Source organism: Streptomyces chlorus, from assembly GCF_042655885.1.
Taxonomy (GTDB): domain Bacteria; phylum Actinomycetota; class Actinomycetes; order Streptomycetales; family Streptomycetaceae; genus Streptomyces; species Streptomyces chlorus.
On the sequence record NZ_JBHSOA010000021.1, the window covers coordinates 16562 to 32949 of the forward strand.

The following is a 16388-nucleotide window of genomic DNA, read 5'->3' on the forward strand; positions in this document are numbered from 1 at the left end:
GTGTCCGAGCAGGATACGACGCACGTAGACGGTCTGTGTGCCGCTCCGGGCAACGCGCACCCGCCGAACGGGTGAGCAGGGCGTGAGGGACGTGTGACGGGTCACGGACGTGTGGTCGCGCCTGTGCGGAGCGTGCCCGGACAGCATTGTCCCGCGGCGCTGATACGCTGGTAGCCCGTGGACCGGTGGGCCCCTTCCCCTGAGGGGAAATTCAAAAAGGGCACCCCCGAACCGCAGCGACGGCGCCGTCGGAGTTCTCCGGCAGCCAGCCGCCCCGCACCCCCAGACCGCGACCACGGGAGCCCCCTCTTGGCCATGCCAAAATCCACGACGACCAAGCACATCTTCGTCACCGGGGGTGTCGCCTCCTCGCTCGGCAAGGGTCTGACGGCCTCCAGCCTCGGCATGTTGCTCAAGGCCCGCGGTCTGCGCGTCGTCATGCAGAAGCTCGACCCGTACCTCAACGTCGACCCCGGCACGATGAACCCCTTCCAGCACGGTGAGGTCTTCGTCACCAACGACGGCGCCGAGACCGACCTGGACATCGGACACTACGAGCGCTTCCTCGACCGTGACCTGGACGGCTCCGCCAACGTCACCACGGGCCAGGTCTACTCGACCGTGATCGCCAAGGAGCGGCGCGGCGAGTACCTCGGCGACACCGTGCAGGTCATCCCGCACATCACCAACGAGATCAAGCACCGCATCCGCCGCATGGCGACGGACGAGGTCGACGTCGTGATCACCGAGGTCGGCGGCACGGTCGGCGACATCGAGTCGCTGCCGTTCCTGGAGACCGTCCGCCAGGTGCGGCACGAGGTCGGCCGTGACAACGTGTTCGTCGTCCACATCTCGCTCCTGCCCTACATCGGTCCCTCGGGCGAGCTGAAGACGAAGCCCACCCAGCACTCGGTCGCGGCGCTGCGCAACATCGGTATCCAGCCGGACGCGATCGTGCTGCGCTGCGACCGCGAGGTGCCGACCGCGATCAAGCGGAAGATCTCGCTGATGTGCGATGTCGACGAGGCCGCCGTGGTCGCCTGCCCCGACGCCCGCTCGATCTACGACATCCCGAAGGTCATCCACACCGAGGGCCTGGACGCCTACGTCGTGCGCAAGCTGGACCTGCCCTTCCGGGACGTGGACTGGACGACCTGGGACGACCTGCTCGACCGGGTCCACAACCCCGACCACGAGATCACCCTCGCCCTGGTCGGCAAGTACATCGACCTGCCCGACGCCTACCTCTCGGTCACCGAGGCGCTGCGCGCGGGCGGCTTCGCCAACAAGGCCCGGGTGAAGATCAAGTGGGTCACCTCCGACGACTGCAAGACCGCGGCCGGCGCCCAGGCGCAGCTCGGTGACGTCGACGCCATCTGCATCCCCGGCGGCTTCGGGGACCGCGGGGTGCTCGGCAAGGTCGGCGCGATCCGTTTCGCGCGCGAGAACCGGATTCCGCTGCTCGGTCTCTGTCTGGGCCTGCAGTGCATCGTGATCGACGCGGCCCGCAACCTCGCGGACATCTCCGACGCCAACTCCACCGAGTTCGACCCGGCGACCTCCCACCCGGTCATCTCCACCATGGCCGAGCAGCTCGACATCGTCGCCGGTGAAGGCGACATGGGCGGCACGATGCGGCTCGGCATGTACCCGGCCAAGCTGGCCGAGGGCTCGATCGTGCGCGAGGTGTACGACGGCAAGGAGTACGTCGAGGAGCGCCACCGGCACCGCTACGAGGTGAACAACGCCTACCGTGCGGAGCTGGAGAAGAAGGCCGGTATCGTCTTCTCCGGCACCTCCCCGGACGGCAAGCTCGTCGAGTATGTCGAGTACCCGCGCGAGGTCCACCCGTACCTGGTCGCGACCCAGGCACACCCGGAGCTGCGCTCGCGTCCGACGCGTCCGCACCCGCTGTTCGCGGGCCTCGTCAAGGCCGCCGTCGAGCGGAAGATCTCGAAGTAACACACCGGTTGTACGGTTGCCGGGGCGCGAAACCCTCAATCGGCGAGCGCCCCGGCCGCCGCTGTGTGCCCGTACGCCTGTACGTCTGGGAAGGACCCCAATGACCGGAATGACCATCAAGGACACCCCGGAGGAGTGGGAGGTCCGGGCGACCAGGACGCCCTTCGTCGGCAACAAGACCTTCGTACGCACCGACGACGTGGTCATGCCCGACGGGACCGTGGTCCACCGTGACTACCAGGTCCACCCCGGGTCCGTGGCCGTCCTCGCCCTCGACGACGCCGACCGCGTCCTGGTCCTGCGCCAGTACCGCCATCCCGTGCGCCACAAGCTGTGGGAGATTCCGGCCGGCCTGCTCGACGTCCCCGGCGAGAACCCGCTGCACGCCGCTCAGCGGGAGCTGTACGAGGAGGCGCACGTCAAGGCCGAGGACTGGCGGGTGCTGACCGACGTCTACACCACCCCCGGCGGCTGCGACGAGGCCGTACGGATCTTCCTGGCCCGAGGTCTGTCCGAGGCCGAGGGCGACCGCTTCGAGGTTGAGGACGAAGAGGCGGACATGGAACTGGCCCGGGTGCCCGTCACGGACCTGGTCCGCGGGGTGCTGGCCGGCGAACTGCACAACAACTGCCTGGTGGTGGGCGTGCTTTCGCTCGTCGCCGCGCGGGACGGGGACGGGCTCGACGCGCTGCGTCCGGCCGGGACGCCGTGGCCTGCCCGCCCGTTCGACGCCTGAACCACCCCGGCCCTCTTGTGATGTGACCATCGGCTGATCCGATCGGGGGACGCGTCCGCCGTGCTCCACACGGAACGTAGCAGAGCGTGAACTAGGCTCTGAAAAACGCCCGATCCGGAGTCCCGGCGGGCTTGCGCGTGCGGTGGGACGGGAGTGTGGCCCGTGACGGATCAGGCGGTGGACACGGACGGTGTGCGGCTCTCCCACGACGTTGCCGCGGAAACCCGATTCCTGGGCCGCACCAGGGAGTTGAAGGAACTGCGGGCCGACATCGAGCGCGCGGGACTCGACACGCTCTCCGGACGGAAGGCCCCCCGCGCCCGAGTGCTGCTCATCGCCGGCCGGCCCGGCTCCGGCCGGACGACGCTCGGTGAGGAACTCGTCCGCCAGGTCGCCGACCGCTACCCCGACGGGGTGCTGCGCGCCCGGCTGAGCGAGACCGACGGCACACGCGTGCCCGTCGAGCGCTCCGTGCGGGAGCTGCTCGGCGCGCTCGAGGTGCCCGCCCCGGCCGGCGCCGACGAGGACGACCTCGTCGAGGCGCTGCGGACCGCCCTGGCCGCCCGCCGGACGCTGCTCCTGCTGGACGACGCGGCCGACGCCGAGCAGGTCGACGCCCTGCTGCCGGACAACCCCGACTGCCTGGTGGTCGCCATCTCCCAGGGCCCGCTGACCGGCATCTCCGACGTCCGCCCCTGCACCCTCGGCGGCCTCGACACCAAGTCCGCCGTGGAACTGCTGTCCCGGATCGCCGGCTCGGTCCGCATCACCGTCGACCCGCGGGCCGCGGAGGGCCTGGCGGAACAGTGCCAGGGGCAGCCTGCCGCCCTGGTCCTGGCCGGCGGCTGGCTCGCCGCCCGGCCCAAGGCCGCCGTCGCCGACCTCGCCAGACATCTGCATGCCGGGGCCGACGAGGGCACCGCGACCGGCCGTGCCCTGCGGCTGGTGCACGACGAGCTGCCCGCGCCCGCCGCCCGGATACTGCGTCTGCTGAGCCTCGCCCCGGCCGGCCTGGCCGACCCGCACACCGCCTCCGCGCTCGCAGGATGCTCGATGAGCAGCGCGCGCACCACCCTGGACGACTTCGTCTCCGTGGGTCTGCTGCACCCCGTGGGGACCTCGCTGCCGCAGTACGAGGTGCCCGGCTGCCTGCACCCCCTGCTGAAAGGCATCGCCGAGGCCCACGAACGGCCCGGGGAGCTCCAGCTGGCCCGCGCCCGCATGCTGGAACGGACCGTACGGCTGCTCCAGTCGTGCCGGGCCATCACCGAGACCGACAGCCCACAGGCACGCGAGAAGCTCCTCGGGATGCCCCGCTCCCTGCGCTTCCCCAGCCCCCGCGACGCCGCCGACTGGCTGCGCGTCCGCAGGCCCGCTCTGCTGGCCTCGGCCCGCCTCGCGGTCGCCGACGGGACGCTGGACACCCTGGCCCGCCGCCTGATGTCCCAGCTGGTGCGTGCCATGGTGGCCCACTTCGGCACCCAGGCCGCCGCCGGCGACCTCTACGGCATCCACCACCTGGTCCTCGATGTGGCCGAGCGCCGGAAACTTCCCCGCGAGCAGGCCGCGGCCCTGCTGAACCTCGGCGACCTCGACGCCCGTACCGGCCGCACGGCCGACGCGCTGGCGCGCTACCGGGCCGCGCTGGACGCCGGACGCGCGGCGAACGATCCGTACGCGACCGGCCGCGCGACGGAATCCGTGGGAGGCGCCCATCTGGAACTCGGCGACTTCGACCGGGCCGCCGACTGGTTCGGCCGGGCCCTGGCCGAGCGGCTCGCCCAGGGCGAGCGCGCGGACGCCGCCCGCCTGTACGGCCGGATCGCCGCCGCCCACACCTACGCCGGCCGCTACGGCGAGGCGCTGCGGAACTGGCGGGCGGCGGTCGCCGGGCACCGGAAGAACGGCGATGTGACCGCCCAGGCGCGCGCGTTGAGTGAACTGGCCCGGGTCCAGGAGTACGCGGGCCGCCCCGAGGAGTCGCTGCGTACCTGCCGGGAGGCGGTGGAGTGGGCCCGGCGGGCCGAGGACACCCGGCTGCAGGCCGCGCTGCACCTGAGGCTCGCCGACACCTTCGACCACCTGGGCGACCCCACGTCGGCCGCGCTGCACCGGAGCTCGGCGGAGCAGATGCTGGGAGAAGAGGCCCAGGAGCCTGGAAGCGATCCGAAACAAGAAGGCAGCACCTACGAAATCCGTAACTTCCCTGCGGAAGATTAAGGCTTTGTAAGGCTGTACAGCGGGAACACCTTCATCAAGATGGCCTTGCCGCACCCTCTTCCGCGGCCTCTCCCGGCGTGTGCGGGTATGTCCGGGTATGTGTAGCAATACCTCATGCCCCCCGAACCAAGGACCGTGATCGACGTGAAGGTCGGCATCCCCCGCGAGGTCAAGAACAACGAGTTCCGGGTGGCCATCACCCCCGCCGGCGTGCACGAGCTGGTGCGCCACGGCCACCAGGTCGTCATCGAGCACGGCGCCGGCGTGGGCTCCTCGATCCCGGACGGCGAGTACATCGCCGCGGGCGGGCAGATACTCGACACCGCCGACGAGGTGTGGGCCGCCGCCGACCTGCTGCTGAAGGTCAAGGAGCCCGTCGCCGAGGAGTATCACCGGCTGCGCAAGGACCAGACCCTCTTCGCCTACCTGCACCTGGCCGCCTCCAGGGAGTGCACGGACGCCCTCCTGGCCTCCGGCACCACCGCGATCGCCTACGAGACCGTCGAGCTGCCCAGCCGCGCGCTGCCGCTGCTCGCCCCCATGTCCGAGGTCGCGGGCCGGCTGTCCGCCCAGGTCGGCGCCTACCACCTGATGCGGGCCGGTGGCGGCCGCGGCGTGCTGCCCGGCGGGGTCCCCGGGGTGCCGGCCGGCCGTGCCGTCGTCATCGGCGGAGGCGTCTCCGGCTGGAGCGCCGCGCAGATCGCCGTCGGCATGGGCTTCCACGTGACCCTGCTCGACAAGGACATCAACAAGCTCCGTGAGGCGGACCGGGTCTTCGGCACGAAGATCCAGACCGTCGTCTCCAACGCCTTCGAGCTGGAGAAGGCCTGCATCGAGGCCGATCTCGTGATCGGCGCCGTGCTGATCCCCGGCGCCAGGGCGCCGAAGCTGGTCACCAACGACCTCGTCTCGCGGATGAAGGGCGGGAGCGTCCTCGTCGACATCGCGATCGACCAGGGCGGCTGCTTCGAGGACTCCCACCCGACCACGCACGCCGAGCCGACCTTCACGGTCCACGAATCGGTCTTCTACTGCGTCGCCAACATGCCCGGCGCCGTGCCCAACACCTCCACCTACGCGCTCACCAACGCCACGCTGCCGTACATCGTCGAACTCGCGAACCGCGGCTGGGTGGAGGCGCTGCGCCGCGACCCCGGGCTCGCCAGGGGCCTCAACACGCATGACGGCAAGGTCGTTTACCGGGAGGTCGCCGAAGCGCACGGCCTGGACCACGTCGAACTCGCCGCGCTGCTCGACTGAACCGGCCACGCTGCCCGGCCGAACCGGGAAGGCGCCGCCCGGACGCCGCCCCGGGCCGTCTCCCGCGCAGCCACCCCCGACTCGACGCCCAGGGGCCGCCTCCGGGCGTTAAGTCGACCAAGTCGCCGCTCGGCAAAGGCGATACGTCAACTTCTTTCGTCAACGTCATGCATCCGGACCCACCTTCCCCATCGGGTGCGGCGAGATGTGTGTATGGTCACTTCACGGATCAGGGGCAACTCGCCTCGAACGCACCCCTTCCACCGATTCGCACACCGGTGAAACCTGCCGTGCGACGGCCGTACGCCCTTGACAGAGGGATGTTTCATTGTCGACACATCGGGCCGGGTCCGGCGGATTGTGTTGCTGCGGACCGCCGACACGCCATAGAGTCGCCAACCGTCGGCATGATGCCACGCTGACCTGTCTAGAAGTTTCCTGGTCACCAAGGAGGTAAGACGACTTGTGAATGAGTCGACATTTACTCCCGGGGGTGGTCACCCAGGAATGACTGCACGGGGGCGGGGTCCCGCGGGGTTCGCTCCTGTCGGCTCCGTCGCCGTGCGCACCTTCGCATCCCATCAGATCCAGCAGGCGACTCCCACTGCACACCAGAGCATGGATGGCCATCACGTGAACGCCATGGCCGGCGACGGAAGTGGCGCGCCCCACAACCAGTTCGCCGACTACGACGAACTGCCCGAGGGGCACTTCTACGATCCCGACGCCGAGTACGAGCCGGATCCCGAGTACGCGGCCACCCTCGCGCCCGACGCGGCCCGTCAGCGCCGTGAGCGCGTCGGCCCGACCGGGCGCCCGCTGCCGTACTTCCCGATCCCGGGCCCGCTGACCGACCACGGCCCCGCGAAGATCATCGCGATGTGCAACCAGAAGGGCGGCGTCGGCAAGACGACGTCGACCATCAACCTGGGTGCCGCGCTCGCGGAGTACGGACGCCGGGTGCTGCTCGTCGACTTCGACCCGCAGGGCGCGCTGTCGGTCGGACTCGGCGTCAACCCGATGGAACTCGATCTCACCGTCTACAACCTGCTCATGGAGCGGGGCATGGCGGCCGACGAGGTGCTGCTGAAGACGGCGGTCCCCAACATGGACCTGCTGCCCAGCAACATCGACCTGTCGGCGGCCGAGGTCCAGCTGGTCTCCGAGGTCGCCCGCGAGTCGACGCTGCAGCGCGCGCTGAAGCCGCTCATGGACGACTACGACTACATCGTGATCGACTGCCAGCCCTCGCTCGGCCTGCTCACGGTCAACGCGCTGACGGCCGCGCACAAGGTGATCGTGCCGCTGGAGTGCGAGTTCTTCGCACTGCGCGGTGTGGCCCTGCTGACCGAGACCATCGAGAAGGTCCAGGAGCGGCTCAACCCCGAGCTGGAACTCGACGGGATCCTCGCCACGATGTACGACTCGCGCACGGTGCACAGCCGTGAGGTGCTCGCGCGTGTCGTCGAGGCCTTCGACGATCACGTCTACCACACGGTCATCGGGCGTACGGTCCGCTTCCCGGAGACCACCGTCGCCGGCGAGCCGATCACCACGTACGCGTCCAACTCCGTCGGTGCCGCCGCCTATCGTCAGCTTGCCAGGGAGGTGCTCGCCCGGTGTCACGCCGAGTGAGTCTGCCGGGGGCCGACGAACTCTTCCGTACGACAGGGGGGACGGCGCTCCAGGCGTCCGCGCCCAGGCGTCAGGCCAATGGCGAGGGCAGGGTCCCCGCTCCCGCGGGGGAGAGCGACGCGGCCGCGGCCCAGGAGGACACTCCGCAGTCGGTGCCCGCGCAGGGCGGTGACGGCGAGGGCGCCGAGCACGTCGCCACGGACGCGGAGCCGGCCGAAGCGGGCGAGTCCCGCAGTCGCGCCGCGCCGGAGCGCTCCGCGCGACGGCAGGGGGCGTCGGAGGGGCCGGCCGCAGAGGCGGCCCCGCGCAAGCGCGGGAGGGCGGCGGCACGCCGGCCCAGCGGCCGCGAGCGGCACGACGAGAAGATCACGGTGTACGTGTCCGCCGAGGAGCTCATGGACCTCGAGCACGCCCGTCTGGTACTCCGGGGCGAGCACGGACTGGCCGTCGACCGGGGCAGGATCGTCCGCGAGGCGGTCGCCGTGGTCCTCGCCGACCTGGAGTCCCGCGGGGACGCCAGCATCCTCGTACGACGTCTGCGCGGACGATAGCGGTAGCCTGCGGAGGCCATGACCTCGAACGACACCCCCGCCGCCGGCCGCGGCCCGCAGCCCGGCCGCCGTCGCGCGCTGGGGCGGGGACCGGGGGCGGTGCCGCCGACGACACCGCCCGCGGAGGCGGGGGTGGAGCCGGACGACGTGGTGGACGCCGCCGATCGTGCGGCGGTACCCGTCGTGGAACCGCGAGCGGAGGAACCAGGGGCGAGACTCGCGCCTCCCGCTGAGGTGCGGGCTCAGGCTCTGTACCAGGCCGCCCCGGCTGCCTGGGACGACGTACCCGACCCGGACGCCGATCTGCCGGCCGGGACGGCGTCTGCGGGCCCCGGGACGGCGTCTGCGGGCCCCGGGACGGCGTCTGCGGGCCCCGGGACGGCGTCTGCGGGCCCCGGGACGGGCGACGAACCGGCCGGGCCCGTGGTGGCACGTGCGGGGGACTCCGGTGCGGGGACGCACGACCCGGAGCGTGCCGAGGGGAACCCGAGGGCTGACGGGGCCGAGACGGCCGACGAGGCCGCGGAGTCCGAGACGGCCGAGGTACCTGCGGAGTCCGAGGTACCCGCGGAGTCCGAGGCGGCCGAGACGGAGGACGACGGCCGGTTCAAGGTCCGGTTGTCGAACTTCGAAGGACCGTTCGACCTGCTGCTTCAGCTGATCTCCAGGCACAAGCTGGACGTCACCGAGGTCGCGCTGTCCAAGGTGACCGACGAGTTCATGGCGTACATCCGGGCGCTGGGACCCGACTGGGATCTGGACGAGACGACCGAGTTCCTGGTCGTCGCGGCCACGCTGCTCGATCTCAAGGCGGCCCGCCTGCTGCCCGCCGCCGAGGTGGAGGACGAGGCCGACCTCGCCCTGCTGGAGGCCCGGGACCTGCTGTTCGCCCGCCTGCTCCAGTACCGCGCGTACAAGCGGATCGCGGAGATCTTCAGCCGGCGGCTGGACGAGGAGGCCCGGCGCTACCCCCGTACCGTGGGACTCGAACCGCACCACGCCGAGTTGCTCCCCGAGGTCGTCATCAGCATCGGCGCGGAGGGGTTCGCCCGGCTCGCCGTCAAAGCGATGCAGCCCAGGCCCAAGCCGCAGGTGTACGTCGACCACATCCACGCGCCGCTGGTCAGCGTGCAGGAGCAGGCCGGGATCGTGGTCGCGCGGCTGAGGGAGCTCGGTGAGGCCAGTTTCCGGGCCCTGACCGAGGACACGGACGACACCCTGACCGTCGTCGCCCGGTTCCTCGCGCTCCTGGAGCTGTACCGGGAGAAGGCCGTCGCCCTCGACCAGGAGACCGCGCTCGGCGAGCTGACCGTGCGCTGGACCGGCGGCGACGGGGACGTCGGCCCCACGGTCACCGACGAGTTCGACCGACCGCCCGAAGCACCGGGAGAGCCGCCGAAGGAAGGAGAAGGGGTGAGCAAGGCGTGAGTGAGGGCACAGCCGATGGTTCGGCAGGGCCGCGCGCCGTCGCGGACCTCGATCTCAGGTCCGCGCTGGAGGCGGTTCTCATGGTCGTGGACGAGCCCGCCACCGAGGAGCGGCTGGCGAAGATTCTGGAGCGGCCCGGACGGCAGGTCGCGGACGCGCTCCGCGCACTGGCCGACGAGTACACCGCCCAGGGACGCGGCTTCGAGCTGCGGCTCGTCGCCGGCGGCTGGCGTTTCTACAGCCGTCCCGAGTACGCCGCGGCTGTCGAGGGCTTCGTTCTGGACGGCCAGCAGGCCCGGCTCACCCAGGCCGCCCTGGAGACCCTCGCCGTGGTCGCCTACCGCCGGCCGGTCAGCCGCAGCAGGGTCTCCGCCGTGCGCGGAGTGAACTGCGACGGGGTCATGCGCACGCTGCTGCAGCGCGGTCTGGTCGAAGAGGCGGGCACGGAACCCGAAACAGGTGCGATCCTGTACACGACGACGAACTACTTCCTGGAACGGATGGGCCTGCGCGGTCTGGACGAGCTCCCGGAGCTCGCGCCCTTCCTCCCGGAGGCGGAGGCGATCGAGGCCGAGACCCAGGAAGCCGTACCGTCGTTCGATCCGGACGCCCCGGACCCGGACGACGGTCCATCCGACCAACATGCCTAAAACGACAACAACGGAAATGTGATGCGAAGCAGCGGCAGCGGCAGCGGCAAGAGCGGCGGACGCGGTAACCCCCGCGGTTCCGGCGGCAACAGGGACCAGAAGCAGGGGCAGGGCCGCCCCCGCCAGCCCCGCCCCGAGGAGCGCCGCTACGACGTGGGACCCGGGGTCACCAAGGAGGGCCCGAAGTCCGGCCGCACCGGCGCCAAGCCGTCCGGCGGCTCCTCCCAGGGCTCCCGGACCGGGCAGAAGGGCGGCGGGGGCCGTACGGCTCCGGGCCGCTCGCGCGAGTACGAGACGCGGATCGAGGAGCGCAACCGCGACCGGTACGCGGAGAAGAAGGACGTCCGGCCCCCGAAGACCTTCCCGGGCGCCGAGCAGGAGGGCGAGCGGCTGCAGAAGGTCCTCGCCCGCGCGGGGTACGGCTCCCGGCGCGCCTGCGAGGAGCTGATCGAGCAGGCGCGGGTCGAGATCAACGGTGAGATCGTGCTGGAGCAGGGCCGCCGGGTCGACCCGCAGAAGGACGAGGTCAAGGTGGACGGGCTGACCGTCGCCACCCAGTCCTACCAGTTCTTCTCGCTGAACAAGCCCGCCGGTGTCGTCTCCACCATGGAGGACCCCGACGGGCGGCAGTGCCTCGGCGACTACGTCACCAACCGCGAGACCCGGCTGTTCCACGTCGGCCGGCTCGACACCGAGACCGAGGGCGTCATCCTGCTCACCAACCACGGTGAGCTGGCGCACCGGCTGACCCACCCGCGGTACGGGGTGAAGAAGACCTACCTCGCGCACATCGTCGGACCGATCCCGCGCGACCTGGGCAAGCGGCTGAAGGACGGCGTCCAGCTGGAGGACGGTTACGCGCGTGCGGACCACTTCCGCGTCGTCGAGCAGACCGGCAAGAACTACCTCGTCGAGGTGACCCTGCACGAGGGCCGCAAGCACATCGTGCGCCGCATGCTCGACGAGGCCGGTTTCCCGGTCGAGAAGCTGGTGCGCACCGGCTTCGGGCCGATCACCCTGGGCGACCAGAAGTCGGGCTGGCTGCGCCGGCTGTCCAACACCGAGGTCGGCATGCTGATGCAGGAAGTCGAGCTCTAAAGCCTTGTGAGTGACCCGCACCCCCTTTTATAGTCAGGACGACTATAAAAGGGGGTGCGGGTCATGGACGGCTACGACAAGTACGCCCACGAGCCCTTCGCCGTCACCGTCGACCTCGCCGTGTGCACGCTCCGCGCGGGCGTGCTGCACGTCCTGCTCGTCGAGCGCGGCGAGGAGCCGTACACGGGCCGCTGGGCGCTGCCGGGCGGGTTCGTGCAGCCGGACGAGTCGGCGGAGACCGCCGCCCGGCGTGAACTCGCCGAGGAGACCGGGCTGACGGACGTGTCCGGACTGCACCTGGAGCAGTTGCGGACCTACAGCGAACCCGGCCGCGATCCCCGGATGCGGGTCGTCTCCGTCGCGTTCACCGCGCTGCTGCCCGACGCTCCCGAGGCGCGCGGGGGCGGCGACGCGGCGCAGGCCCGCTGGATGCCGTACGACTCCGCGCGGGCGCTTGCCTTCGACCACGACCGGATCCTGGCCGACGCCCGGGAACGCGTCGGCGCCAAGCTCGAGTACAGCTGCCTCGCCACCGCCTTCTGTCCGCCCGAGTTCACTCTCGGCGAGTTGCAGCAGGTCTACGAGGCCGTGTGGGGCACCACGCTCGACCGGCCCAACTTCCGACGCAAGGTGCTCGCCTCCGCGGGCTTCGCCGAAGCGGTTCCGGGTGCCGCACGTCTCACCGGCGGCCGGGGCAAACCCGCCGCGCTCTACCGGGCGGGCACCGCCACCACGCTCCACCCGCCCTTGCTCCGGCCGGCCCCGGAAGGACGTCCCGCATGAACACCGTCGTCACCAAGCGCGCCGCCACGGGCGCGCTCACCGGACTCGCCCTCGGGGACGCGCTCGCCCGCCCGACGGAGTTCATCGGCGTGCCCAAGATCCTGGACTGGTACGGGCCCTGGCGGACGATGGAGTTGCCCACTCCCGCCCGCGTAACCGACGACACCCAGATGACGCTGGCTCTGGGGAGAGGGCTGCGGGCGGCGCTGGACCGCGGTCTGTTCACTCCGGAGGGCCTGGAACGGGCTGTGCGGGTTGAATTCGTCGAGTGGTACCGGTCTCCCGAGAACAACCGTGCGCCGGGGCGGACCTGCCTCGACGCGTGCGGTCTGCTGCAGAGCGACCGCCCCTGGCAGGACGCCAGTCAGGTCGGCTCCAAGGGCTGCGGCGCCAACATGCGGGTCGCGCCCCTCGGGCTCGCCCCCGGGCTGAGCGAGGAACAGCGCGCGGGAGCCGCCCAGTTGCAGTCGGCCCTCACCCATGGGCACCCGACCGCGCTCGCCGCCTCCGACCTCACCGCCCACGCCGTACGCCTGCTCGCCGAGGGTGCCGAACCGACCGGGCTGATCGGCCTGTTGCGCTCCTACGCCTACGAGAACCGCACCCGCTACCACGCGGTGTGGCTCGGCGACCTGTGGACCCGCGCGGGGGACCCCAGCCCCGAGCACTTCATCGCGCGCGGCTGGGACGAGTGCCTGGAGATCCTGGAACGCCTCCAGCGCGTCGTGCACACCGTCTCGCCGGAGACCGATCCGTGCCTGGTGACGGGGGAGGGCTGGATCGCGGAGGAGGCCCTCGCGACCGGGCTGCTGTGCTTCCTCCTCTTCGTCGACGAACCGGTCACGGCCGTGCGCCGGGCCGCCTGCACCTCCGGTGACTCCGACTCCATCGCCTGCCTCGCGGGCGCCTTCGCGGGCGCCCACCTCGGCGCGGACGCCTGGCCGGACGCCTGGGCCGACCGCATCGAGTACCGGGACGAACTGCTGGCCCTGGGGGCGCTCTGGGACGTCTGAGGGCGGGAGCACCTGGGACAAGGGCCGCCCCTACGGTGTCCGCAGGGCGGAGGCGCGGCGGGCGCGGACGAGGAAGTCCTCGACCCGGCGGCGGTCCGGTTGCGCCGGGAGCGGCGTATGGTGCAGCGCCTCACCGGCCTCCCGCTCCAGCCGGGCCATCCGGGCCTCGACCTCGGACCAGGAAACCTCGCCCCGCTTCACCGCGAGCAGCGGCTCGCGCCGCTCGCCCACGTCGATGGTGAGGACGCCCGTGCGCAGCACGTCGCGGGCGGAGGCCAGCAGGCGGAGCAGATGCATCGCGTGCTTCCAGCGGGGCGCCCCGTGCACACGGACGTCGGCCTCGAGTTTGCGGCGCTGACCGTACGCATACCGAGTGAACGTCTCGTGGACCCGGCGGGAGAGGAACGCCCCGCGCAGGGCGAGCAGTTCGCGACCAGTGTCGTCGGCGTACTCCACGAGCGGTGAGTGCAGGCACTCCAGGATGTTGGGGTTGGCGCGCAGGGCCAGCTCGCAGAAGCGCTCCAGCTCCCAGCTGAACTGTTCCTCGGCCGGGCCCTCGACATGGGTCGGCGGCTTCTCGAAGCGCCAGAACAGGGGAGTGGGGGCGAGGAAGACGCCCCGGCGGTCGGTGTCGCTGCCCTCCGTGGCCAGGCCGAAGGCGCGCGAGCCCATGACGCAGGCGTAGACCGTGTGGTCGCGGACCAGGAGCTCGGCGGAGTGCATGCCCGGGAGCGTACGGGCCGGCTCACGCCAGACGAATCGAATTTCCCTCCACCGTGATCCGCTCCACGGGCAGCGCCCTGGTGGCCGGCCCTGCTCCACCGAGCCGTCGGTGATCCGGAACCGGCTGCCGTGGCAGGCGCAGTGGACCGTGCCGTCCGACACGTCCGCCACCAGGCGGTTCTGGTGGGTGCAGATCGCCGAGAAGGCCTTGAAGTCGCCCTGCTCGGGCCGGGTCACCACACCCTTCTTGCCCTTGAAGAGCACGCCCCACGCACCGGGATGCCGTCGGTCGTGGCGAGGTCCCGCCCCGCCCCGCCCCGCCCCGCCCCGCCGAGCTGTCCGGCTCGCGGTGTCCGAGGCGGGGTCCGGCGAGGAGCCGTCGTCGCCTCCGCCCCCGTTCCCGCCGCAGCCGCCGGCCGGCGCTGTCGCGCCTGCCGCGAGAAGGGCCGTGTGTCGTGTCGTGCGTGGGGTCGAGCCAGTCATGACGTCACTCCGGGGGAGGGAACCGCGAGGGCTTGGGAAGTTTGCGGCAGACTGGGGCATTTTTGCGCCGACCGTCTCGGCGGGCGGGCACCGGACACCGGCCGCGCCCGTTCTGACTAGGCTGAACGACCGAACAGCCGATACACGCGTCAGCGCATCCAGCGCAATCAGCACATTCGGCACACCAGCAAGGAGCAACGCCGTGGCGGTACGAGCGGTCCGGGGCGCCGTCCAGCTCGAGCGGGACGAGGCCGGCCACATGGAGGAACAGGTCGGCGCGCTGCTCACCGCGGTGCTGGAACGCAACGATCTGGCCACGGACGACCTGATCAGCATCTGGTTCACCGCCACGCCCGACCTGCACAGCGACTTCCCGGCCGCTGCCGCCCGCAAGCTCGGCATCGTCGACGTCCCCCTGATCTGCGCCCAGGAACTGGACATCGAGGGCGCCCTGCCCCGCGTCGTCCGCATCCTCGCGCACATCGAGTCCGACCGGCCGCGCGCCGACATCGCCCATGTGTACCTCGGCGCCGCGGCGGCCCTGCGCAAGGACATCGCCCAGTGAGAACCGCAGTCGTCATCGGTACCGGACTGATCGGCACGTCCGCCGCCCTCGCCCTGTCCCAGCGGGGTGTCACCGTCCACCTCGTCGACCACGACCCGGAGCAGGCCCGTACGGCCGCCGCGCTCGGCGCCGGTACCGACGGGCCCCCCGAGGGGCCGGTGGACCTGGCGATCGTCGCCGCCCCGCCCGCCCACGTGGCCGGCGTGCTCGCCGACGCCATGGAGCGCGGTGTGGCACGCGGCTACCTCGACGTCGCCAGCGTCAAGGGCGGGCCGCGCCGCGAGCTGGAGCAGCGTGGGCTCGACCTCTCGGCGTACATCGGTACGCACCCCATGTCCGGTCGTGAGAAGTCCGGCCCGCTGGCCGCAGGCGCGGACCTCTTCGAGGGCCGTCCCTGGGTACTCACGCCCACCCGGGACACCGACACCGAGGTGCTGAACCTCGCCCTTGAGCTGGTCTCGCACTGCAGGGCCGTCCCGGTCGTCATGGACGCCGACGCCCACGACCGTGCCGTGGCCCTGGTCTCCCACATGCCGCACCTGGTGGCCGGCATGGTCGCCGCACGCCTGGAGCACGCCGAGGAGGCCGCCGTACGGCTGTGCGGGCAGGGCATCCGGGATGTGACCAGGATCGCCGCCTCCGACCCCCGGATGTGGATCGACATCCTCTCCGCGAACCCCGGCCCGGTCGCCGACCTGCTCACCGACATCGGCGCCGACCTGGAGGAGACCGTACGGTCCCTGCGCGCGCTGCAGTCCTCCGACGAGCACAAGCGGCGCGAGGGCAGTACCGGCATCGAGGACGTGCTGCGCCGCGGCAACGCCGGCCAGATCCGGGTCCCGGGCAAGCACGGCTCCGCCCCGCGTGCGTACGAGATCGTGGCGGTGCTCATCGACGACCAGCCGGGCCAGCTGGCGCGCATCTTCGCGGACGCCGGCCGTGCGGGCGTCAACATCGAGGACGTCCGTATCGAGCACGCGACCGGGCAGCAGGCCGGTCTGGTACAGCTCATGGTGGAGCCCAAGGCGGCTCCGGTGCTCACCGCGGCGCTGCGGGAGCGGGGCTGGTCCATCCGGCAGTAGCGCTGCCCGGCGGGTAGGCTGCCCGGCGGGCGGGCGAGCAGTGGTGGGCGGCGGTGGCGGACGGCATGCGGGGCGGACGGCGTGTGGTGCACGGCGGACACGGCGCGTGGCGGGCAGTGGCCGGCGGCAGCGGGCGGTGTGTGTGGCGGGACGGCGTGTGGGGTGCACGGGGTGTGGCGGACGGAGGACACCGCGCGGT

General features: G+C 71.6%; 14 protein-coding genes and 1 pseudogene. 13 read left to right on the top strand and 2 right to left on the bottom strand.

The features are described 5' to 3' along the window. Positions 1 to 315 precede the first annotated feature (315 nt). From ACFPZI_RS10965 to ACFPZI_RS11015, 11 genes are all read left to right on the top strand, one after another. Positions 316 to 1962: a CTP synthase gene (locus ACFPZI_RS10965; RefSeq protein WP_381361509.1), complete on the top strand. Its 1647-nt coding sequence runs from the start codon at positions 316 to 318 to the stop codon at positions 1960 to 1962. 109 nt (positions 1963 to 2071) lie between these two features. Next, entirely contained in the window at positions 2072 to 2698 is a 627-nt protein-coding gene (locus ACFPZI_RS10970; protein WP_381361637.1) for an NUDIX domain-containing protein, read from the top strand. 162 nt (positions 2699 to 2860) lie between these two features. Further along, positions 2861 to 4918 (top strand): tetratricopeptide repeat protein, encoded by a 2058-nt coding sequence (locus tag ACFPZI_RS10975; RefSeq protein ID WP_381361512.1) that lies wholly within the window; start codon positions 2861 to 2863, stop codon positions 4916 to 4918. Positions 4919 to 5053: 135 nt separating this feature from the next. Next, positions 5054 to 6178 carry an alanine dehydrogenase gene (gene ald / locus ACFPZI_RS10980; protein WP_381361640.1) on the top strand — a complete coding sequence of 375 codons (1125 nt, stop codon included), beginning with the start codon at positions 5054 to 5056 and terminating at the stop codon, positions 6176 to 6178. A gap of 507 nt (positions 6179 to 6685) precedes the next feature. After that, complete coding sequence (locus ACFPZI_RS10985) at positions 6686 to 7813, top strand: ParA family protein (RefSeq protein WP_381361515.1); 1128 nt, start codon at positions 6686 to 6688, stop codon at positions 7811 to 7813. Continuing rightward, the gene (locus ACFPZI_RS10990) at positions 7798 to 8364 is read left to right on the top strand and encodes a hypothetical protein (protein WP_381361517.1); all 567 of its coding nucleotides are present in this window, start codon (positions 7798 to 7800) and stop codon (positions 8362 to 8364) included. The genes ACFPZI_RS10985 and ACFPZI_RS10990 overlap by 16 nt, the downstream gene beginning before the upstream one ends. Positions 8365 to 8787: 423 nt before the next feature. Continuing rightward, positions 8788 to 9792 carry a segregation and condensation protein A gene (locus tag ACFPZI_RS10995; RefSeq protein WP_417801254.1) on the top strand — a complete coding sequence of 335 codons (1005 nt, stop codon included), beginning with the start codon at positions 8788 to 8790 and terminating at the stop codon, positions 9790 to 9792. Then, positions 9789 to 10442 (top strand): SMC-Scp complex subunit ScpB, encoded by a 654-nt coding sequence (scpB, locus tag ACFPZI_RS11000; RefSeq protein ID WP_381361520.1) that lies wholly within the window; start codon positions 9789 to 9791, stop codon positions 10440 to 10442. Before ACFPZI_RS10995 ends, scpB begins: the two co-directional genes overlap by 4 nt. 21 nt (positions 10443 to 10463) lie before the next feature. Then, positions 10464 to 11540, top strand: coding sequence for a pseudouridine synthase (locus ACFPZI_RS11005; protein ID WP_381361522.1), 1077 nt, complete (start codon positions 10464 to 10466; stop codon positions 11538 to 11540). Positions 11541 to 11603: 63 nt separating this feature from the next. Continuing rightward, a complete protein-coding gene (locus ACFPZI_RS11010; protein WP_381361524.1) occupies positions 11604 to 12323 on the top strand; it encodes an NUDIX hydrolase in 720 nt (239 codons plus the stop codon). After that, on the top strand, positions 12320 to 13336 hold the full coding sequence (locus tag ACFPZI_RS11015; protein ID WP_381361526.1) for an ADP-ribosylglycohydrolase family protein: 1017 nt from the start codon (positions 12320 to 12322) through the stop codon (positions 13334 to 13336). The genes ACFPZI_RS11010 and ACFPZI_RS11015 overlap by 4 nt, the downstream gene beginning before the upstream one ends. A 30-nt stretch (positions 13337 to 13366) precedes the next feature. Here ACFPZI_RS11015 and ACFPZI_RS11020 read toward each other — a convergent pair whose 3' ends face one another. Both ACFPZI_RS11020 and ACFPZI_RS11025 read right to left on the bottom strand, forming a co-directional pair. Then, a complete protein-coding gene (locus ACFPZI_RS11020) occupies positions 13367 to 14059 on the bottom strand; it encodes a nucleotidyltransferase domain-containing protein (protein WP_381361644.1) in 693 nt (230 codons plus the stop codon). Positions 14060 to 14200: 141 nt separating this feature from the next. Further along, positions 14201 to 14803: pseudogene (locus tag ACFPZI_RS11025) on the bottom strand (Rieske (2Fe-2S) protein); the annotation flags it as partial. Between ACFPZI_RS11025 and aroH the strand changes: the two are divergent. Beyond that, on the top strand, positions 14745 to 15107 hold the full coding sequence (gene aroH, locus ACFPZI_RS11030; protein ID WP_381361529.1) for a chorismate mutase: 363 nt from the start codon (positions 14745 to 14747) through the stop codon (positions 15105 to 15107). The pseudogene ACFPZI_RS11025 and the gene aroH sit on opposite strands and share 59 nt — an antisense overlap. Next, a complete protein-coding gene (locus tag ACFPZI_RS11035) occupies positions 15104 to 16189 on the top strand; it encodes a prephenate dehydrogenase (RefSeq protein WP_381361532.1) in 1086 nt (361 codons plus the stop codon). The genes aroH and ACFPZI_RS11035 overlap by 4 nt, the downstream gene beginning before the upstream one ends. The last annotated feature ends 199 nt before the right edge of the window (positions 16190 to 16388 follow it).